The 20,362-nt window shown below is 53.9% G+C and carries 15 protein-coding genes and 1 pseudogene; 14 read left to right on the top strand and 2 right to left on the bottom strand.

Features of this window, described 5'->3' with window-relative positions; translation table 11 throughout:
• Nucleotides 1-65: 65 nt before the first annotated feature.
• The 5 genes and pseudogenes from NST84_RS16730 to NST84_RS16710 all read left to right on the top strand — a co-directional run bounded on the left by NST84_RS16730 (nucleotide 66) and on the right by NST84_RS16710 (nucleotide 5,513).
• A complete protein-coding gene (locus NST84_RS16730) occupies nucleotides 66-1,052 on the top strand; it encodes an aromatic acid exporter family protein (protein WP_342561311.1) in 987 nt (328 codons plus the stop codon).
• Nucleotides 1,053-1,230: 178 nt separating this feature from the next.
• Nucleotides 1,231-2,253 (top strand): HD-GYP domain-containing protein, encoded by a 1,023-nt coding sequence (locus tag NST84_RS16725; protein WP_342561310.1) that lies wholly within the window; start codon nucleotides 1,231-1,233, stop codon nucleotides 2,251-2,253.
• 365 nt (nucleotides 2,254-2,618) lie between these two features.
• Nucleotides 2,619-3,176 carry an outer spore coat protein CotE gene (locus tag NST84_RS16720; protein ID WP_039873832.1) on the top strand — a complete coding sequence of 186 codons (558 nt, stop codon included), beginning with the start codon at nucleotides 2,619-2,621 and terminating at the stop codon, nucleotides 3,174-3,176.
• 671 nt (nucleotides 3,177-3,847) lie between these two features.
• Nucleotides 3,848-4,912 (top strand): annotated as a pseudogene (locus NST84_RS16715) (hypothetical protein); the annotation flags it as partial.
• 31 nt (nucleotides 4,913-4,943) lie between these two features.
• A complete protein-coding gene (locus NST84_RS16710; RefSeq protein ID WP_342561309.1) occupies nucleotides 4,944-5,513 on the top strand; it encodes a hypothetical protein in 570 nt (189 codons plus the stop codon).
• 123 nt (nucleotides 5,514-5,636) lie between these two features.
• Here NST84_RS16710 and NST84_RS16705 read toward each other — a convergent pair whose 3' ends face one another.
• Nucleotides 5,637-6,446: a GNAT family N-acetyltransferase gene (locus tag NST84_RS16705; protein ID WP_342561308.1), complete on the bottom strand. Its 810-nt coding sequence runs from the start codon at nucleotides 6,444-6,446 to the stop codon at nucleotides 5,637-5,639.
• 193 nt (nucleotides 6,447-6,639) lie between these two features.
• On the opposite strand from NST84_RS16705, the gene mutS reads away from it, so the two are divergent.
• From mutS to NST84_RS16660, 9 genes are all read left to right on the top strand, one after another.
• Complete coding sequence (mutS, locus tag NST84_RS16700; RefSeq protein WP_342561307.1) at nucleotides 6,640-9,480, top strand: DNA mismatch repair protein MutS; 2,841 nt, start codon at nucleotides 6,640-6,642, stop codon at nucleotides 9,478-9,480.
• Nucleotides 9,481-9,792: 312 nt separating this feature from the next.
• Nucleotides 9,793-11,883 carry a DNA mismatch repair endonuclease MutL gene (mutL, locus tag NST84_RS16695; RefSeq protein WP_342561306.1) on the top strand — a complete coding sequence of 697 codons (2,091 nt, stop codon included), beginning with the start codon at nucleotides 9,793-9,795 and terminating at the stop codon, nucleotides 11,881-11,883.
• Between the two features lie 51 nt (nucleotides 11,884-11,934).
• Nucleotides 11,935-12,714 (top strand): class I SAM-dependent methyltransferase, encoded by a 780-nt coding sequence (locus NST84_RS16690; protein ID WP_342561305.1) that lies wholly within the window; start codon nucleotides 11,935-11,937, stop codon nucleotides 12,712-12,714.
• On the top strand, nucleotides 12,704-13,654 hold the full coding sequence (gene miaA, locus NST84_RS16685; protein ID WP_342561304.1) for a tRNA (adenosine(37)-N6)-dimethylallyltransferase MiaA: 951 nt from the start codon (nucleotides 12,704-12,706) through the stop codon (nucleotides 13,652-13,654). Before NST84_RS16690 ends, miaA begins: the two co-directional genes overlap by 11 nt.
• A 346-nt stretch (nucleotides 13,655-14,000) precedes the next feature.
• On the top strand, nucleotides 14,001-14,240 hold the full coding sequence (gene hfq, locus NST84_RS16680) for an RNA chaperone Hfq (protein ID WP_068724967.1): 240 nt from the start codon (nucleotides 14,001-14,003) through the stop codon (nucleotides 14,238-14,240).
• Between the two features lie 137 nt (nucleotides 14,241-14,377).
• Nucleotides 14,378-17,023 (top strand): PBP1A family penicillin-binding protein, encoded by a 2,646-nt coding sequence (locus tag NST84_RS16675; RefSeq protein ID WP_342561303.1) that lies wholly within the window; start codon nucleotides 14,378-14,380, stop codon nucleotides 17,021-17,023.
• A gap of 155 nt (nucleotides 17,024-17,178) precedes the next feature.
• Nucleotides 17,179-17,733, top strand: a complete 555-nt coding sequence (locus NST84_RS16670; protein WP_342561302.1) for a DUF402 domain-containing protein — start codon at nucleotides 17,179-17,181, stop codon at nucleotides 17,731-17,733.
• A gap of 2 nt (nucleotides 17,734-17,735) precedes the next feature.
• Entirely contained in the window at nucleotides 17,736-18,395 is a 660-nt protein-coding gene (locus tag NST84_RS16665) for a YdcF family protein (RefSeq protein WP_342561301.1), read from the top strand.
• Nucleotides 18,396-18,499: 104 nt separating this feature from the next.
• Nucleotides 18,500-19,501 carry an AAA family ATPase gene (locus tag NST84_RS16660; protein ID WP_342561300.1) on the top strand — a complete coding sequence of 334 codons (1,002 nt, stop codon included), beginning with the start codon at nucleotides 18,500-18,502 and terminating at the stop codon, nucleotides 19,499-19,501.
• Nucleotides 19,502-19,518: 17 nt separating this feature from the next.
• Here NST84_RS16660 and NST84_RS16655 read toward each other — a convergent pair whose 3' ends face one another.
• On the bottom strand, nucleotides 19,519-20,226 hold the full coding sequence (locus tag NST84_RS16655) for a hypothetical protein (protein ID WP_342561299.1): 708 nt from the start codon (nucleotides 20,224-20,226) through the stop codon (nucleotides 19,519-19,521).
• Nucleotides 20,227-20,362: the final 136 nt, after the last annotated feature.

Genomic DNA, 20,362 nt, shown 5'->3' with positions numbered 1-20,362 from the left:
AATCCTGTACCATGTCTATATCTTTACATGCAAACTGAACCAGTTAATCAAGGAGAGGTACTTACATGGGATTTAGGGTTATCAAAACAGCGGCTGCCACGCTGCTGTCTATACTGCTGGCAGCCGCTGTGGGTATTCCGAATGCGCAAAGCGCCGGCCTGCTGGCTATTCTCGGGGTGGAAACAACGCGGAAAAGAAGTCTGCGCACGATTATTGCCCGTTTTTCCGCCTCGCTGGTAGGGCTGTTTATGGGCTGCATCTTATTCGCACTCCTGGGCTTTCACTACTGGGTGCTCGGGCTGTATGTGCTGTTCGGCTTTCCGCTGATCGTCAGATCGGGCTTCAAGGAAGGAATTGTCACAAGCTCCGTCATTGTGTTCCGCGTGTTCGGACAAGCTGAGCTCTCAGCCCATGTCCTGCTGCAGCAGATCGAGCTGCTGGTGATCGGACTGGGCTCGGCCGGGCTGGTTAACCTGATCTACATGCCGCAGACTGCCGGGGTAATCTCAGGAATCCGCAAGGAAGTGGATAGCTGTTTTTCGGTTATTTTTAAACAGATGGCAACGACACTGCGTGATCCTGCTTATGTATGGGACGGCAAGGAGCTGATCGGGGCGAACGCTGCAATTCAGCGCGGGCTTACGGCAGCAACCAGAGAGCTGGAGAATCATGTGATCCATCCGGACGAGGCCTGGAATGTCTATTTTTATATGCGCAAGGAACAGCTGGAATCGATCCAGAATATGCTGCAGCTGCTCTCCCAGGTCTACCGGCAGCTTCCGCACGGCGATATGGTGGCCGAGCTGTTCGACCAGCTTAGCGGTGATGTACTGGCCCAGGAATACACCGGGCGTACGGAACGGCTGCTGGCCGGCGTCGAACAGGAGTTTCAGCAGATGGAGCTTCCTTCGACACGCGAAGAATTCGAGGTCCGTTCAGCCATCCTCCAGGTGTGCCGTGAACTGGCGCTGTACCTGAAAATTGCCAAGCAGCATAAGGTACCGGTCGAGGTAAAGCCGGTCAAACGCCTGCCGGGGAGCCGGGATAACTGACACGCGGCATACATAATACGAATTAGGTGACAGGTATTCACATTACCGTGTAAAATAACGATAAGGAATGTAAGCACTAAAAGTGAGCCGGTAATCCTTTTGCCGTTCATGAGGAGAAGAAGTTCAATTACTGCAGACTGTTCGCTTATGTGAATTTCTGCTCTGGCAGGTGGGGACGATGAACATCAATAATGAACAATATCTCGGCAAGCAGCTAGCAGCTAATCTTTTCAATCATAAGGGCGTATTCGTCTTACCCGCAATGACACTGCTGAACAGCGACCATATCCGTTTGATCGGCCAGCACAGAATTATGCTCGAGCCTCAGGATGTAGTGCAGGTTGACAGTGCTGCCTTTTACCAGATTGCAGTGGATGATTGTACTGCAGCAATGGAGGGGATTTTTGAACAGCTCCGCTATAACAAAAGCAAACGTTTACCGATGATTGAGCTCAGAAATGAAGTTATTCCTTTTATCCAGCAGGTTAGTGAGAAGAACGATTTCTATGGCATACTGGCTGCACTCCAGCCGAAGGACGATTATACATACAGGCATAATGTTGCGGTGGGTATCCTGTCCACGCTGCTCGGCATGTGGCTCAAGCTGAAGCCGGAGGAGCTTGGCATGCTGACGATTGCCGCGACGCTGCATGACATCGGCAAAATTATGATTCCGTCAGACATTCTACACAAAACCGGTCCGCTGGATGCGGAAGAGACGGCACTGATGAGAAAGCATACCACCTATGGCTATGAGATGATTAGAGACACTGTAGGCACGAATCACATGCAGGCGCTTGTTGCGCTGCAGCATCATGAGCGCATGGACGGCAGCGGCTATCCGTTCGGCGTATTGGGACACCGGATTACGGATTTCAGCAAAATCGTGGCCGTTGCGGATATTTTTCATGCGATGACCTCGGAACGGCTCTACCGTCCGGCTGCGCCGCTGTATGAGGTGCTCAGGCAGATGGAGGATGATGTGTTCGGCAAGCTCGATCCCTATATCTGCAGAGTGTTCATCAATAAGCTGATGCAGTCCATGCTCGGCAATGATGTAGTGCTTACGGACGGCCGGACCGGCAAAATCATCCTGATTCTCGCCCACGACCCGCTGCGTCCGCTGGTGAACATCGGCGAGGATTTCCTGGATCTGAGCAGACACCGGGATCTGGGGATTGTAAAGGTGATTCCGCAGTAGCTGCAGCCCGTGCAGCATATTTTATCCGATAGAATAAATCAGTATAGTATACAAAAAAACATCAGCACACTCCGCTTCCGGAGGAACTGGTGTTTTTTTTTAAGATAAGACTATATATGTTTTGGGGTCCCCGCAAAGTACCTGAATCAGCTTCCATGTCAAGCCACACTTTGTGGGGGGATTTTGCCTGGAGAACCATCCGGCTATGTATCATAACACGCTGATTTCAGCAATAAAATGGACTATGAAGCTTATTAGGGGACGGGTGGAGGGCTTACCCAAATTTATTTCTACTCTAACAATCAACAAATGCCCAGAACGTGCATACACTTGATAGTGAATGATTGTATGGAGGAGGTTCAAAGATGTCATTAAGCCATAAACGTCAAACAAGGGAGATCATTACGAAGGCAATTTGCGGCAAAGGTCGTAAGTTCTCTACCGCAACCCATACCGTGACTCCGCCACATCATCCGACTAGTATCCTGGGGGCATGGATCATTAACCACCAGTACGAAGCGGTTGCAGCCGGAAACGGAATTGAAGTAATCGGTACTTACGATGTGAACATCTGGTACTCGTATGACAAAAACAAGCAGACAGAGGTAGCTAAAGAAACTGTCTCCTATGTTGAGCTTATTCCGCTGTCATACCTGGACCCGAGACACCGCGCTTCCACGGTTGAAGTCTCTGCGGAGGCAACGCAGGAACCAAACTGTGTAGAAGCGGGTGTATCGCCGGGCGGCGGCAGTGTGACGCTCCGTGTGGAACGCGAGTTTGAGGCGGAACTGGTGGCTGAGACCAAGGTCCGCGTGTATGTCAGTGATCAGGCCGACGATCTGGAAGACAAGGATTATGATTTCGAAGGCGAAAGCTTCGACTATGATGATCTGGACCCTGACGCCCTGGATGATGAGCTGTAAAGAAGGAGGGCGCCGCCGCCGCTGATTACCGGTGGGTTATGGTCCATTATATGTAACGGGGGCGGCGGCGAAGAGGGCGAACGCCCTCCTTTTTTAATTTTATTTTGTCGCGGGGTTTCTGCAAAAAAAAGAGCTCTAGCGGATGAATGGAGTGAATATGCAGAAGGACAGCGGATGGAGGCCGGGATTCTATACTAAAGCTGCAGTTATTGCTTTATTGCTGAATAGGGAAATCTAATCAGGAATTAGGCGGCCAGGGGAGTTTTAAGAAAAACGGTGCGTTTAACGTGGAGCCTTGAGACTTAGTTGGATTTTCGTCACTTAATTCCGCTATAACTCAATTTCTGAGGATTAGTTGTAAAAACGCTACTTCATTTTGCCCAAACAGTCCTTTGAGCGCCAAAACAGAGAAATGAAGTGTCTTTTTTCCAATTAGTATTCTCATTTCCGTTGCCGGAGCAAGAATTAGGTGGCGATTTTCCACTTAGATTGAGCGGCGATAACTTGATAGGGAGTGGCGTAAGAAAGTATGGAACTAAGCACAGCGGCCGGAAGTTTAAATATACTCTTGAGTCACGGCTCATCCGTAATAAGATGTTTAGCTTAATCTGTATACATAGGTTTCATTGTAGTATAAGACGGGGACAGAAACTGTGTTAGGAGGGCAGGTCATGAATGAAGGGCTTGATGTGTTTGTCCGGTTGACACTGCAGCAGCGGGAAGTCAGATTACAGCGCTGCGGGCTGAAAGCCGCTATGACTCCTTCCGGCCGGACGCAGCTGGAGCAGCCGGGGACCTCCGGCACTGAAGCCAATCAGCAGATTCCTTATGTTTCAGGACAAAAAAACAGAGTACACAGACAGCAATACATAGTCAGTGTGTTCAACCTGCAGGTGGTGGACATACAGGCGCTGGGAACCGGACAGGCTATGCGGCAAAAGGTTAAGGCGCACAGGCCTGGCGGCCAAGCGTCAGGGGCATTCGGTAATGGTGCGGGAGCGGGGCAGGACATTGGGAGCGTAGTCGTTGGCGGGGAGGATGCAGGGCGTGGAGCGGGAAGAGTGGAAGTTGCTGGCGGAGGTATAGGGAATACGGTTGGCGGCTCAGGTAGTTTAGGGATACGGCCGGTTAGGGCAGCAGCAAACGGTTATACTGGCAGGATAACTGACGGGAACCAACCTCTGCCTACTAATAGGATGAATCTCGCGGCGTATATAGGGTTGGAAGAACAATCTGGTGGCCGGGTGGTGCTTGCCGGGGCTGAGGCTGAAAGCGGAGAACCGTTCGTAGTGGGCGGGGGGGTGGAGATGCCGGGAGCTGATCGGGGTTCGGGCAGCTACGGGCTGCATCACCGCCGGGGTACGGCGGGTCAGCTGCGGGAGGCCGCCGTCCGGGCATTGTACTGCCTGGGGCTGGACAGCGGTGAAGTGAAGCTGACAGCACTGGGCGGCAGACAATTTGCAGTAGAGGACGTAATACCGTTTTCTGCTGCAGGCACAGAACGTCTTTATCAGGCGGCGGCGGAGGCGCTGGACGCCGCTCTGGCCCTTGAGCAGCCCGGCCGTCCCGGGCTGCTGATGGGCATGGACCCGGAGTTTCTGATACTCCGGGAATCCACCGGCCGCGTCGTGCCTGCGTCGCGGTACCTGCCCCTGGACGGCGCCGCAGGCTGCGACGCCGGACCCCCGGGAACGCAGGGCACGTTCCCGGTTGCCGAGCTGCGCCCTCAGCCGCGCGTGGAACGCGCGCGCGCTGCTGGCGCAGCTGATGTCCGCCGTGCGCGCGGCGGACCGGCTCATCGCCGACCGCTCGCTCCGCTGGCGGGCGGGAGGCATGCCGCTGCCGGGCTGGGCCCTCGGCGGCCACCTGCACTTCAGCGGCGTGACGCTGACGGCGCCGCTGCTGCGCGCGCTCGACAACTACCTCGCGCTGCCGCTGATGCTGCTGGAGGACGCCAGGGCTGCCGCGCGGCGTCCGCGTTACGGCGTGCTCGGCGATTTCCGGATTCAGCCGCATGGCGGCTTTGAATACCGGACCCTGCCGAGCTTCCTTGTCTCCCCGGTCATCGCCAAAGGCGCGGTCTTCCTGGCTCACCTGATCGTGAGCCGCTACGAAGACCTTACGCTGCGCCCGCTCGACCGGGAAGACCTGCATGCCGCCTATTACAGCGGCGACAAAACCCCGCTGCGCGCAGCGTTCATCCCGCTGCAGGCGCAGCTGCGGGGGCTGCCCGGCTATGCGCAGGCAGCTGCTTACATCGAACCGCTCCTAGGCTATATAGCCGCGGAGCGGACCTGGGATGAGTCCCGCGATATCCGCGGCCTGTGGAGGTCTTAATCAATTATCATCCTGTATCGCATCTGACTATATATGACCTGACCGTACCAGCCGCTGCCGCATCCGATCCGGTCATCCCGCCAGCCGCAATCGGCTGAGGCTTTCCATGCACCACAAACCGCCTTAGTGCTGCTTATCCAGATACATCATCGCCCAGGAGCCGATATCTTCGAAGCCCAGCTTTTTGTAGATCAGACCGGCCTGGGGATTGTTGTAGAACAGGCACAGCGATTTGCCCTCGGCCAGCAGAGCGGCGCACAGTTCAGCTGTAATGCGGGTAGCCAGCCCCCGGCCCCGGTGCTCCGGATGGGTGGCGACAGCGACGATCATAGCTGATAGGGAGTTTTCGGCAGTAGTCGAGGCTGAGGCGATGACTTTGCCGTCCTGCATGGCGAAATAAGTGCGGCCGGTGTTGCTTTCAAGGGCATTGCGCAGACTTCTGCGCGAATCCCCTGCGCTTGCGGCAAATTCCTGAATCTGATCGGTCAGCGTACAGATAGCCTCGACATCATGGGCCGTTGCTTTTTGAATAATCAGCGGGGCAGCGGCTGCAGAAGAGATCTGTTCGTTCATTTGCTTCAGCTCAGCGAACAGCATCTGCTTTTCCTCACGGACCGGAACCTTCCCTCTAAAAGCCTGAACAATTCCGGCATCGCCCGAGATCATCTCAGCCCCGGCGTCCTTGCGCACCAGCTCTGCAAAACCCTCCGTGTCAAAATCTCCATCCGCATAAGTCAGATAACTGCTGTAAAAACGCAGCATGACAGCCCGCAGAGGCCCGTCCGCTGAATCGCATTCCCCCCACAGCTCCATAAACTCCTGTTCAAATCCGAAATTTTCCACATCCCCGATAATAAAAAGATTAATAGACGGATTGTGGCCTGTCAGCTCCATGAGCCTTTCCCGGTCAGCCTCGTACAGTCTGCGTATCATAATAGTCCTCCTAGTGAGTATAATTGACGTCTGAACCTAATCTTACATTATTTGAGAGTGCGGATACATCCGTATTTTAGCTGTCCGTATCTGGAGAGAACACCTGTTTCTTCCTGTTAGCAGGAGTAGTGACTTTGCGCTGCGAGTTTCTGCTATAATAGAGAGTACTAGAGAAATGGCATGGAGGTTAATGATGGCTAAATATACGCCGATGATGGAGCAGTACCTGAAGGTAAAGGAAGGAGCGAAGGATGCTTTCCTTTTTTTCAGGCTGGGTGATTTTTACGAGATGTTCTTTGACGATGCGATCCTCGCCTCGAAGGAGCTTGAGATAACATTAACCGGCCGGCAGGGCGGGGGCGAAGAGAAAATTCCGATGTGCGGAGTGCCCTATCATGCGGCCGAAGGTTACATACAGCGTCTGATTGAAAAAGGGTACAAGGTCGCCATCTGCGAGCAGCTCGATGACCCGGCTGTGACCAAAGGCATGGTGCGGCGTGATATCGTCCGTGTGGTTACCCCTGGTACCGTCATGGACGGCAAGATCATTTCGGATAAAAGCAATAACTATCTCGTCTGCGTTACGGAAGATGACGGGATGACCGCGCTCTCGGCCTGCGACCTTACGACAGGTGAGCTGTACGTCACCTCTGTGCTGTCCAGTGCGGAATGGCTGCGCGATGAGATCGGCATTTATGAGCCGGCGGAAATTATCGGGGATGCGAAGCTGCTGGAACAGCTGCGCAGTGAGGCTTCGCTGCTGGCCAAGCCGGTTGTATATACCCCTTGGGATAAAAGAGATGAGGAATCGGCCCGCCGCCAGTTCGGCGAAGCAGCCTGGGTAAGGCTGGAGAAAGAACGGGGCAGCTGTCTTGCGCTCCTGATCTCTTATTTAAGTGAAACACAGCGCCGTTCCCTTGGACAGCTTAGCCAGATTTCACCGTATGAGCCGGGTAATTACATGATTCTCGACCCGTTCACCCGCCGCAATCTGGAGCTGACCGAGACAGTGCGCGAACGCTCCAAAAAAGGCTCGCTGCTCTGGCTGCTCGACCGCACCGAAACCTCGATGGGCGGCCGACTGCTGCGCCGCAGAATCGACAAGCCCCTGCTGCAGCGCGCTCCGATTGAACGGCGGCTTGAGGCTGTCGACTACCTGTACAACCAGTTCATTGTCCGCGAGGATCTGCGCGGTGCGCTCAAAGAAATTTACGACCTGGAGCGGCTGGTCGGACGGATTGCCTTCGGCAGCGCCAACGGCCGCGACATGAACGCCCTGAAGCTGTCCCTGCAGCAGATTCCGGCGCTGAAGGAGATGTGTCTGGCGTCCGGCTCCACAACACTGCGGGAAATCGCCGGTTCTATGGATGTGTGCGCCGAGCTGTGCGACGATATTGATCAAGCGATTGTGGATGATCCGCCGGTATCGGTACGCGACGGCAATATTATCCGCACGGGTTACCATGAACGGCTGGATGAGCTGCGTGTGGCCAGTACGAGCGGCAAGCAGTGGCTGGCGGAGCTCGAAGCGAAGGAGCGTGCCGCCACAGGCGTCAAGTCACTGAAAATCGGCTTCAACAAAGTATTCGGCTATTATATAGAAGTCACCCGTTCGAACCTGTCCTCTTTGCCGGAAGGCCGGTATGAACGCAAGCAGACGCTGGCGAATGCCGAGCGTTTTGTTACGCCGGAGCTGAAAGAGAAGGAAGCCCTGATTCTTGAAGCCGAGGACAAAATGACAGATATCGAGTACAGCCTCTTTATCGAGCTGCGCGACCGGATTGCTGCCCAGATTCCCCGCCTGCAGGCATTGGCTGAGAAAGTAGCGGAAATAGATGTGTACCAGTGCCTCGCTGCCGTCAGCGCCGAGCACCGGTTCGTCAAGCCGAAGCTGTCTGACGGCTATGACCTGCGGCTGGAAGGCGGGCGCCATCCGGTGGTAGAGGCCGTGCTGAAGGACTCCGCCTTCATGGCTAACGGCAGCACACTCACCAGGGATGAGGGCAATATTCTGCTGATTACCGGACCCAATATGGCTGGTAAAAGCACCTACATGCGCCAGGTGGCTTTGATTTGCATTTTGGCGCAAATCGGCTGCTTTGTTCCGGCGTCGAGTGCAGAGGTGCCGCTGATTGACCGGATTTTCACACGGATCGGCGCAGCGGATGACCTGATCGGCGGGCAAAGCACCTTTATGGTGGAAATGGCCGACATCCAGGTCATGACGGAAAAAGCGACTGCCCGCAGTCTGATTATTATTGACGAGCTGGGCCGGGGAACCTCGACCAGCGAGGGGATGGCCATCGCCCAGGCGGTTATTGAGTATGTGCATGATACGATTGCCTGTAAAGCGCTGGTCTCCACACATTTCCATGAGCTGGCCCACCTGGAGGAGAGCCTGAAGGGTCTGCGCAACTATTCCATGGCTGTCCAGGAGAGCGGAGACAAGGTCAATTTCCTGCGCAAGCTGGTGCCGGGAGCTGCTGACAGCAGCTACGGCATTTATTGCGCCCGGCTGGCCGGTTTGCCGGAAGGCATCATTGACCGTGCCTACGGGTTGCTTCAAAGCATTGAACAGGCCGCGTCTCCTGGCAGTGCAGCGCTGAATTACGGCACCGGCGGTGAAGGCGGCGGCTCTGGCAGTGAGCTCAGAGAGAGCCCGCAGCCAGCCGGCCAGCCGGATAATGGACAGGCTGTGCATGTGCAGCAGCCTCAGTCTCCAGGCCTTTCACATCCGGCAGCGGCTTCCTTCCTGTCTGAAGGTACTGCCTATGCCGAGTCAGCGGTCTCGCTGGCTGCTTCTGAAGAAGATGCTAACCAGGAAGTGGTCCAGCTGTCGATCTTCGGGGAAGAGGAGCCGCGCAAAGGCCGCAAGGGCGCTGCAGAAGCGGCAGCTGCCGCACCGGCAGTGAAGGAGAATCCTGTCCTGAAGGAGCTGGTTGCTGCTGTACAGGGCGCAGATCTGATGAATATGACTCCGCTGCAGGCAATGGGTCTGCTGAATGAGCTGAAACAGAAGGCAAAGGGACTATGATAGTATATAGAAGCTTTCAGGAACGCTTATAGATTGTCAACGGGACCGGTTCGCCCCGACTATGCTGATTCTCAATATCAGTATGGCTGACCAGGTTAAGTGGAATTTCGTCACCTATTTCCGGCTCAACCACCGAGTAAGCGAAGCTTAGTGGAAAAACGTCACTTGATTTTGCGGTTTTAACGTCTGAAAGGGGTTATGGGCTAAATTAGATGTTGATTTTCCACTTAATGCTGATAATTGTTGAGAAGTAATAGAATTAGATAGCATAAATCCAACTAAATCAATAGATTACCGCGAGGTGAAAGAACCATGGCCAAAATTCATGTGCTGGACGAGCATATTGCCAACCAGATTGCTGCCGGGGAAGTGGTGGAGCGGCCGGCTTCTGTTGTAAAGGAGCTGGTGGAGAACGCAATTGACGCCGGCAGCACCCGTATTGAGGTCACCGTGGAAGAAGGCGGTCTGCAGAGTATCCGCGTCAAAGACAACGGCTCGGGCATTGAAGCAGAGGATTGCGAGACTGCATTCTACCGCCATGCGACCAGCAAGATTGCCAGCGGCCGCGACCTGTTCCAGATTACAAGCCTCGGGTTCCGGGGAGAGGCACTGCCCAGTATCGCGGCGGTATCTAAGGTTACGCTGCTTACGGCAAGCGGCGATGACGGCAAGGGGCGGCAGCTTGCGATTGAAGGCGGGCGGCTGATTACAAATGAAGATCAGCCTGCCGGCAAGGGCAGTGATATGGCTGTGCGTGAATTGTTTTATAATACTCCGGCAAGGCTGAAATATATGAAAAGTATCCAGACGGAGCTTGGGCATATATCGGATGCTATGTACCGGATGGCGCTGGCGCACCCTGATATTTCCTTTACGCTGCATCATAACGGCAACCAGCTGCTGCATACGCTCGGCAACGGCGATCTGCTTCAGGTCATCGCTGCGGTCTACGGCACCTCTGCCGCCAAAGCGATGCTGCCGGTCAGCGCGGAGGACCCGGATTATAAGATCAGCGGATATATCAGCCGCCCGGAATGGACCCGTTCCAACCGGAATGCGGTAACAACCATCGTCGGCGGACGTTATATCCGCAGCAACGGGCTGAATGCGGCCATTCTGCGTGCGTATCATACGCTCCTGCCGATTAACCGTTATCCGCTGCTGGTGCTTAAGCTGGAGATGCATCCCTCGCTGGTTGATGTCAACGTGCATCCGGCCAAGCTGGAGGTACGCTTCAGCAAGGAGAATGAGCTGTACACCTTCGTAGAGCAGGAGCTGCGCAAGGTGCTGCTCGGCCAGGATCTGATTCCCCGCCCCGGCCGGGAAACAGTCGGTGGAAAGGGCAGCAGCTCCTTTATACAGGAGCAGTTCGCCTTTTCCAAGGGCACTGCACCGGCGGGGCAGGCAGAATCTGCTGCGGCCGCCCAGCCATCGACAGGCGGTGCACCAGCTGCGCAGCCTCCCGGCCTGTCCGGAGGCAGCTACGTACCTCCGGCCGGCCCGGGCAGCGGCGCGCCGTTGTTCAGCGGCAGCCCCGCCAATCCGGCCCGGCATTCCGGCGGTAGTGAGAGCCGCCTGCCTGCGCCCGGCGGCGGCACTGATCAGCTGGCCGCGCAGCCCGGCCAGTCCCCGGCCTTCCAGCCGCAGGCCAGGGAGAGTGCCGCTGTCTACAGCGGCAGCTTCCCGCAGGCAGCGGCGCGGCCGCGCAGTGAAGGAGGCGGCAGCTACCGCCAGCCGCCGGCGGCAATGCCGGCACGCGGCAGCCTGCCGTCAGCGGAAGAGCTGTATGCCCCGAGCGGAAATGCCGATCACGGCCTCCCGCAGTTTCCCGAGCTGAATTATATCGGCCAGCATCACGGCACTTATATTATTGCCCAGAACGACAGCGGGCTCTATCTGATTGACCAGCACGCTGCGCATGAGCGGATTAACTACGAATATTATTATGAGAAGTTCGGGCGTCCGGAGGATGCCTCGCAGGAGCTGCTCCTGCCCATCACAATGGAGTTCACGCCGTCCGAGAGCCGCCAGCTCAGTGAGCGGCTGCACTGGTTCGAGAAGGCCGGGGTGTACCTGGAGCATTTCGGTGGCCAGACATTTCTGGTCCGTTCCCTGCCTTACTGGTTCCCTGAAGGAGACGAAAAGGCGCTGGTCGAGGAGATGGCCGAGTGGGTACTCAGTGAACGGTCGATTGATCTGGCCAAGCTGCGCGAGAAATCCTCAATCCTCTGCTCCTGCAAGGCTTCAATCAAGGCCAATCAGAAGCTGACAGAGCCGGAGGTTGATGCGCTGCTCTCCCGGCTGGCGGCCTGCAAGCAGCCTTATACCTGTCCGCACGGCCGGCCGATTGTTGTATCCTTCTCCGCTTATGATCTGGAGAAGCTGTTCAAGCGGGTTATGTAGGATAATTGATGTAAGATAAAGAAAGAAGCGGGTACCGGAAAGGGAGGCAACATGATTATAACGACGGGCTTTGACCCGATACCGGAAATTATTCAGCGGGCCAAGGCGCTGGCAGAGCATACCGGAACGAAATTTATCCCGCGCGGGAAATTATCTGTAAGGCGGCTGGTTGAGCGCTACGGGGACGAGGATATTCTGGTGATCCTCCAGGAGGCGGTCCGGCTCATTACACCGGGCACGCCGCCGATGGAATTTCATCCGAGTATGGGCTTTGTCCGGGCCAAGCGGATTCTGAAAGGTGAACCGGATGCCATGCTGGAAGCAGCCCGTATGGAGCCCGGCGACAGTGTGCTGGACTGCACGGCTGGCCTCGGCAGCGATTCCCTGCTGTTCGCAGTTCTCGGCGGGGAGAGCTCCACTGTTACCGCGCTGGAAAGCTCGCTTCCGCTGTATGCGCTGCTCTCGGAAGGCATGAAGCACTATACTTCAGGGCAGGTAAAGGTAAACGAAGCGCTGCGCCGCATCCAAGTGGTGCATAGCGAGCACCTGGAATATTTGCGCGGGCTGCCGGACAAGAGCATGGACATCGTTTATTTTGACCCGATGTTCCGCGTGCCGCTGATGGATTCGTCAGCCATCTCGCCGCTGCGCCAATTCGCCAACACCGCCGCTCTTTCAGAGGAGTCGGTTGCCGAGGCGCTGCGTGTAGCCCGCAAAACCGTCCTGCTCAAGGAGAAGGCGCTGAGCGGCGAATTCAACCGGCTTGGCTTCACAGAGCTGCTGCGCGGGAGCGCCAAAATATCGTACGGGGTGATCCACATTGACAACTGAGACAAAACTTAAGGTGCTGGTACTGCTGGGCCCGACGGCTGTCGGCAAAACCCGGCTGAGCCTGGAGCTGTCTGAAGCCTACAATGCCGAAGTCATCTCCGGCGACTCCATGCAGGTGTACCGCGGCATGGATATCGGCACAGCCAAAATCAGCACAGCGGAAATGAACGGAATCCCCCATCACCTGATTGATATCCATGATCCGGAGGAGGCCTACTCGGCCGCTGAATTCCAGGAGCAGGGCAAACGGCTGATTGCGGAAATCAGCGGACGGGGCCGGCTGCCGTTTATCGTTGGCGGAACAGGGCTGTACATTGAGTCGCTGTGCTACGGCTTCCGGTTCTCTGAGGCGGTTGCAGACGAAGCGTTCCGTGCCGAGCTGGATGCCTATGCGGAAGCACACGGGGCCGAGGCGCTGCATGCCCGGCTTGCCGCCGTGGACCCGGCCAGCGCGGAGCGGCTGCACCCGAATGACCGCCGCCGGATTATCCGGGCGCTGGAAATTCACCATCAGACGAACACCACCCTGTCCGCCGCCAAAGCGGAGCAGACCAGACAATCGCCCTACGAGCTGTGCCTGATCGGTCTGACCATGGACCGGAAGATCCTGTACAAGCGGATTGAGGACCGGATCGACCAGATGCTGGAGCAGGGGCTGATCGCCGAAGTACAGGGGCTGCTGGATAAAGGCTATCACCGCAGCATGGTCGCCCTGCAGGGGCTCGGATACAAGGAAATTGCCGCGTATCTGGAGGGGGAGCTGAGCTATGATGAAGCTGTGACCCTGCTGAAGCGCGATACCCGGCGGTTCGCCAAGCGCCAGCTGTCCTGGTTCCGCCATATGAAGGAAATCGAATGGATCGAAGATTTTAACGAGCAGAACTATCCTGGCAATCTTGCAAAAATACGTGAGATTATCTCCCGCAAGCTTGATATATAGTACTTGATATACTATTGGTACAACCGCCGTCTGGCATTTAAATTCCGCCATCCTGATTCAACCTCTGCTGATTTGAGGTAGAAAAATGGGGGGGCCTTCAGCACTAACCGGAGTGCAGGCAATTGACGGGAAGGGGGCGGAAGATTTAACATGTATTCTAGAGAGAGCGGAAGATGCATGCCACCGGAAGCCGCCCGGCTGTCAGCGTTCATGTTATATACTGTAACTTCACGGAATTCAGCGAATTGCTGTTCCTGCAGATTGCGTGGTATAATAGCAGGAAAGTTTCTCTCAGGTGTTGAATATACTTACGAACAATCTAATTGAACCATTGGGGGTACGTCATATGAACAAGTCCATTAACATCCAAGATACGTTCTTGAACCAGCTGCGTAAAGAGAATATCCCTGCTACAGTATATTTGACCAACGGCTTTCAGATCCGGGGAATTATCAAGGCCTTTGATAATTTCACAATTGTGATCGACAGTGACGGGCGCCAGCAGATGGTGTACAAGCATGCAATCTCGACCTTCACGCCGCAGCGCAGTGTCTCACTGATGCAGGACAGCGGAAGCGACGAGTAACATTTTACTGTCTTACAGCGAAACTTTTTTGTTTATAAACCGTTTGAATAGAGTGCGCGAGAGCAACCTGCGAAGGTTGTTCTTTTCATTCGTGCTACAAATTTGAAGATATTTCCGAAAGGGAGTCAGGAGGCAGCATGTCCAGAGACGAAATATCAAGGACAAACAACAGAAACAGACAGACGGGCTCTGCGAAATCCGCAGGAAAGCCTAAGCCCAAGAAAAAGAAAAAGTTTTTAACCAAAAAGCGTGTATTATGGAGTTTGTTTTTTGCGATGGCCCTGGCGATTTTTTGTGCGCTTGGCGGATATCTGTTCATTATGCTGAACGGGCAGAAGCTGCTGAATGAGAACCAGGACAAGCTGACGGTGAATCCGCCGACACAGATTTTTGACCGGAATGCGAATCTGATCGCCGAGCTGTCACTGGAAAAAAGTGATCCGGTAGAGCATGATGATATCCCGGAACAGCTGATTAACGCCTTTGTGGCTACTGAAGACAAACGCTTTTTTGAACACAAAGGGGTAGACTTCTGGTCAATCGGCCGCGCGGCGGTTAAGGATATTGCAGCACGCAGCATGGTAGAGGGCGGCAGTACGATCACCCAGCAGCTGGCCAAAAATATCTTTTTAACCCGGGATAAGACCTTCTTCCGCAAAGCGACAGAGGTTTCGATTGCGGTTGCGCTGGAAAACTCGAAAACCAAAGACGATATTATTACGATGTATCTTAACCGGATTCCGTTTGGCGGCACGATTTATGGCATCAAGGCGGCTTCCATCCGTTATTTCGGCAAGAGCAATCTGCAGGACCTGGATCTTTGGGAAATGGCGACACTGGCGGCAATGCCGAAGGGGCCTTCCCGTTACAATCCGCTCCGCAATCCGGAGCTGTCCAAGGAACGCCGCGGTGTAGTGCTTCAGCTTATGTATGAGCAGGGCTATATCACCCAGCAGGAAATGGACGAAGCTAAAGTGGTGGATTATAACTATAAGCCGCCGGAAAGCAAGCAGCGCTACCAGGCCTTTATTGATTTTGCAATTGATGAGGCTGAGGAACGGTTCGGACTGACGGAAGACGATCTGAACATCGGGGGCTACAAAATCTACACTACCATGGATAAGCATGCCCAGGAGACGGTAGAGGATGCGTTTGCCGACAGCGATAATTTTGAGGAAAGCGTCGACGATGAGCTGGTTCAGGGCTCGATGACGATCATCAATCAGGAGAACGGCAGTATCGTTGCCCTGATGGGCGGACGCAATTATGAGAAAAAAGGCTTCAGCCGCGTGAATGACAGCCGCCGTTCTCCGGGTTCGTCGATTAAGCCGGTCGTTGCTTATGCACCGGCTCTGGAATCCGGCAAGTTCACAAGCTCTTCGATGCTGAGCAACGAGAAGCAGTGCTTCGGAAGCTACTGCCCGAACAATCTGCACGGATACTCGTCAACGATCAGCATGAGCACGGCCATTACGAAGTCGGAGAATATTCCGGCAGTCTGGCTGCTGAATGAAATCGGTGTGAATACCGGCTTCCAGTTTGCCAAGAAGCTTGGCATTAATCTCAGCGATGATGACAAAAACCTGGCACTGGCGCTCGGGGGCGTATCGCAAGGTACGAATACGCTGGAAATGGCCCAGGCTTACAGCGCTTTTGCGAGCGGCGGTGAGCTGCGTGAGGCTTACTCCATCAAGTCGATTGAGAACAGCGACGGAGATACGGTCTATAGAGCCAATACAACGCCTGAGCGGGTTATGAGCGAGCAGACAGCCTATCAGATGACCGAGATGATGCAGGAGGTCGTAACGGACGGTACCGGTAAAAAAGCAAAGATTAACCGTCCGGTTGCCGGCAAGACCGGTACTACGCAGAGCGGCTACTCCGGCATCAGCTCCAACCGTGACGTCTGGTTCGTCGGCTACACTCCGGAATGGACCGCAGCGGTCTGGATGGGTTATGACAAGCCGAGCAAAACGCATTTGCTGAAGAACAGCAGTCCGCTGGCGGCGGCCTTCTGGGGCAAGGTGATGGAAGAGGCGCTGGAAGGGGTTCCGGCCAAATCCTTCCCGTCCCCATCAGGTTCTAATGATGATAAAGTTGAACCGACGGAAACACCGGAGGCTGTGCAGCCGGTAAGCGGGCTGTCAGCTGCTTACGATCCGTCCACGATGACCGTCAATCTGAGCTGGGCACCTGCACAGGCTGAAGGCGTGGAATACCGGATTTACCGGCGTGAGACTTCGGAGCGCGAATTTACAGCGCTCCTGAATACTGTATCGCCGACTGTAGGTGATATCAGCGCTATGCCGGGCCTTACCTACGAATACTACGTTACAGCCTATTATTCTGAGCTGGGCCAGGAAAGCGAGCCATCTGACACGGTTACTGTTGCTGTTCAGGATGAGATGCCGACCATGGAACCGGAACCGACACTTGATCCGAATCTGCCGACTGACGATCCCGGAAACGGAAATAACGGCAACGGGAACGGTAATGGCGAAGGAAACGGCAATAATAACGGCAACGGTAACGGGAACAATGGAAATGATAATGGCAACGGGAATGGTAATGGCAATGGAAACAATGGTAACGGCAACGGAAATGGCGGGGGACAGCCGGTGAATACGCCGGAGCCTCTGCCGACACTGGCTCCGGCCACACCTGCGCCAACTGCTCCGCCTGAAGCAGTACCGGGCAGCGGCAATGCCGGTCCGGATAGCGGAGCCGAGGCAGTAACCGATCCTGCGGCCGGAATGGCTGAAGGATATGGCAGTATTCAATAGAGTTTAATTGGGCAGGCAGGCTTCCTCTAATGAGAGAATGCCTGCCTGTTTTTTGTGTACAGGACGGGGCCTGTCGTATTTTGGAAAGTCTTGTTTTGAGTGTGTCTGCCAAATGTGTTAAGCTGGAGACACCATTATTCGAGAGGGTCATTCATATGAAACGTAAATTCGGAGACCGGGCCAACTGGCGCCGGATTACGCGCCGCCATTTTGCCTGCCGCTATGTGGAGACCCGGGAATTCAGCGGTTATATTACACTTTATACGATATACGGGCTGAAGGAACCGCTCTGGAAAAGCTATGGCAGGCATACATACCGTATCGCGGACAAAGGATATTCCTGGCTGCAGTATTTTCCCAAGGACAGCCATTACATTGTAACCGCCATGTTTGACGAACGGCAGAATATCATACAATGGTACATTGACACCTGCAAGGTTCAGGGTGTTACGGATCAGGGGGTTCCCTGGTTCGATGATTTGTATCTGGATGTGGTGGTGCTGTGGAACGGGGAAGTCTTTTTGCTTGACGAGGATGAGCTTGAGGAAGCGCGTGAACGCAATGATATTACAGACAGCGACTATAAGCTGGCCTGGGCAACAGCTAAAGGGATTCTGCGCAGCATAGATGCACACGCCTTTCCTTATTTCGCACTTTCTCTGAAGCATCGTGCCGAATTGTTTCATCACGGAGAATTCAGGAGGAAATAGCAATGGAATGGTATTCATATCAGAAAGGCTCGTCGCCCATCCGTAAGGTATCGCCGCGGAGACGGCGCCCGCGCCTGGGACGCAGCCTGCTGACCGCTTGTATTGTTGCAGCGGCGGCAGGGCTGCTTTGGTGCGCAGTTGCGTTCAATGCAATTAACAGTGCGGAGACAACAACGCCGATGACCCCGGCTGATGCAGGAATTATTCTGGGGATGTCCATGTGGGGGGATAAGCCCAGTCCGGGGCTCAAGGAACGTCTGGATTACGGGCTGAAGCTGTACAAGGAAGGGAAATTCAGCCGCTTTATCGTTTCAGGCGGGCTCGACCATCCTGACTATCCGTACACGGAAGGCCAGGGAATGCGCAATTACCTGGTGGAGCAGGGTGTGCCGGATGAAGCCATCGTGATGGAGAATGAATCTACCAGCACCTACGAGAATTTGAAGTTCAGCCAGGAAATTATGCAGCGTGAGGGCATGACAAGTGCGGTTATTATTACCCACACCTTTCACGGGCAGCGGGCGCTGGAGATGGCAGAGGAATTCGGCTACAAATCCCCGCAGCTTGGAGTAACCGAGTCCGAAACGATGTCCATGCTGAAATATAAAACGCGGGAGATCCTGGCGTACAGCAAGTGGAAAATGCAGCAGCTGTTTATGTAACGAACAAGGAAGCTATAAAGTTCCTGAATCTGTTAATAACGCCTTGTCAGCCGGAATAGACTTGAGTTAGAGCAAGTCAGCCCTGGATGGTGAGGTGACCCGAATTGGATGATGCAAGACAGATTACCATTAATGAATCAAGAATGAACATTACCTTCAAGAATAATGAAGAAAGCATCAAAGCAGCCGTAACTCATGCCGAGCCTACTGCTACTTTAGCGCCTAGTTATGTGGAGTCGATAAAAGAGGTTTTTCATGAACTGGACGATATGATTGGTCTTGAAAAAGTGAAGGAGCTCATTTACGAAATATATGCTCTCCTGCAGGTCGAAAAAATAAGACAGGAAATGGGTCTCAAGGTTAATCATCATGTGTACCATATGGTATTCAAGGGCAATCCCGGAACCGGAAAGACCACTGTCGCCAGAATCGTAGCTAAGCTGTTTCAACGGATGGGAGTCCTCAGCAAAGGCCATCTGATTGAGGTGGAGCGTGCGGATCTGGTTGGCGAATATATAGGACATACCGCCCAGAAGACGCGGGATCTGGTCAAAAAAGCGCTGGGCGGCATCCTCTTTATTGATGAAGCCTACAGTCTCGCCCGCGGCGGGGATAAAGACTTCGGCAAGGAAGCAATCGATTGTATGGTGAAGATGATGGAGGACAAACATAGTGATCTCATCATTATCCTGGCCGGATACCCGGAGGAGATGGATCTGCTGCTGGAATCCAACACCGGACTGCCTTCAAGATTCCCGATAAAAATTGAGTTCGATGACTATAGCATCAATGAACTGGTGTTAATTGCTGCCAAAATGGCCGCAGAAAGAGATTATACGTTAACGACTGAGACCATATCGAGGCTTAAGGACATTATTCTGGACGAGAAGCTGGATGAAACGGTGTTTAGCAACGCCCGCTTTGTCCGGAATGTGATCGAGAAATCCATAAGACATCAGGCAGTCAGGCTTATGAGTAAGCCGACAAAACTGTCTAAGCAGGAACTGATGACGATTTTGCCTAAAGATATGAGTGTTATTGAAGAGAACATTAAGCCCGACAACAATATCCCGAATATTCCGCAGGTGAATAAAAGCGTTATTTAGATACTGAATAAGGGTGCCTATCCTTGGGATCTGTAATCAGGATTGCTTTGCGTCCAGCCTTCAGTGCTGTTTGTTGTGCTGTCACCATCACCGTCTACCCATATTGTGTTTCCGTTAGGGAGCTCTCTCCAGTGGGGCTCAACATGATGAGTATGATGATTCTCTGTCAGAATTACAGGCTCAGCTTCACTGAGCTGATGATCTGTTGTCACTGCCGGCTGCGGAGCTTCTGTTACGGGCACGGAATCACTTTCTTCTTGAGCTAATAAGCCGTCATCAGAGCCATCAAAGTCAACAATCAGATCTGTCACCCCGATGGCGAGTGCACCTATAGCTACCGTAGTTATCAGGCCTTTAGCTCCTTCTTTAAACCTTTCACCATCCCCGTCCAAAGTGCCCGATATGACTTTTCCGCTATTCTCAGCTACGTGAATAATAGTGTTCCCTACACCTGTTACCGTTGTTGATACGGCGCCGCCGACATCACGGAAGCCTTCGCCTATTCTGGACTCATCACTCGTTACGATGCCTGCGCCGATATCCCACACACCGCTTGCGGCCTCGCCCATCGTTTTTCCTGCTGCAAGTGAAGCTCTTTTAACACCATCGCCGATATCTTCCAAAATCTCTAACCCGGTTATTTCACCTGCGATTTTTACGGTTCCTCCAACTACTGAGCCCGTTACCTCTCCGATCAATGAACCTAACTCTTTGAAAAAACTCATATGTAAGATTACCTCCTGCGCACATTATCATTAGTAAATTGTTCCATAATCTTATGTTAATCGATAGGACTTTGGCAATAATGGATTAGGTTAATAGCACTTATTTCACTTTGTTATTTAAAAAATAGGATTAAAA

This window comes from Paenibacillus sp. FSL R7-0345, assembly GCF_038595055.1.
Taxonomy (GTDB): Bacteria; Bacillota; Bacilli; order Paenibacillales; family Paenibacillaceae; genus Paenibacillus_AQ.
The sequence above is the reverse complement of the archived record's forward strand: the minus strand, read 5'-3'. Positions and strand labels throughout refer to the sequence as shown.

What these genes read in the sequence shown, in the direction of transcription:
- NST84_RS16710 (WP_342561309.1), top strand. Translation starts at nt 4,944, where the DNA reads ATGTCCGCCGTGCGCGCGGCGGACCGGCTCATCGCCGACCGCTCGCTC.
- NST84_RS16670 (WP_342561302.1), top strand. Translation starts at nt 17,179, where the DNA reads ATGAAACGTAAATTCGGAGACCGGGCCAACTGGCGCCGGATTACGCGC.
- NST84_RS16690 (WP_342561305.1), top strand. Translation starts at nt 11,935, where the DNA reads ATGATTATAACGACGGGCTTTGACCCGATACCGGAAATTATTCAGCGG.
- mutL (WP_342561306.1), top strand. Translation starts at nt 9,793, where the DNA reads ATGGCCAAAATTCATGTGCTGGACGAGCATATTGCCAACCAGATTGCT.
- mutS (WP_342561307.1), top strand. Translation starts at nt 6,640, where the DNA reads ATGGCTAAATATACGCCGATGATGGAGCAGTACCTGAAGGTAAAGGAA.
- NST84_RS16705 (WP_342561308.1), bottom strand. Translation starts at nt 6,446, where the DNA reads ATGATACGCAGACTGTACGAGGCTGACCGGGAAAGGCTCATGGAGCTG.
- hfq (WP_068724967.1), top strand. Translation starts at nt 14,001, where the DNA reads ATGAACAAGTCCATTAACATCCAAGATACGTTCTTGAACCAGCTGCGT.
- NST84_RS16720 (WP_039873832.1), top strand. Translation starts at nt 2,619, where the DNA reads ATGTCATTAAGCCATAAACGTCAAACAAGGGAGATCATTACGAAGGCA.
- NST84_RS16675 (WP_342561303.1), top strand. Translation starts at nt 14,378, where the DNA reads ATGTCCAGAGACGAAATATCAAGGACAAACAACAGAAACAGACAGACG.
- NST84_RS16725 (WP_342561310.1), top strand. Translation starts at nt 1,231, where the DNA reads ATGAACATCAATAATGAACAATATCTCGGCAAGCAGCTAGCAGCTAAT.
- NST84_RS16730 (WP_342561311.1), top strand. Translation starts at nt 66, where the DNA reads ATGGGATTTAGGGTTATCAAAACAGCGGCTGCCACGCTGCTGTCTATA.
- NST84_RS16655 (WP_342561299.1), bottom strand. Translation starts at nt 20,226, where the DNA reads ATGAGTTTTTTCAAAGAGTTAGGTTCATTGATCGGAGAGGTAACGGGC.
- NST84_RS16665 (WP_342561301.1), top strand. Translation starts at nt 17,736, where the DNA reads ATGGAATGGTATTCATATCAGAAAGGCTCGTCGCCCATCCGTAAGGTA.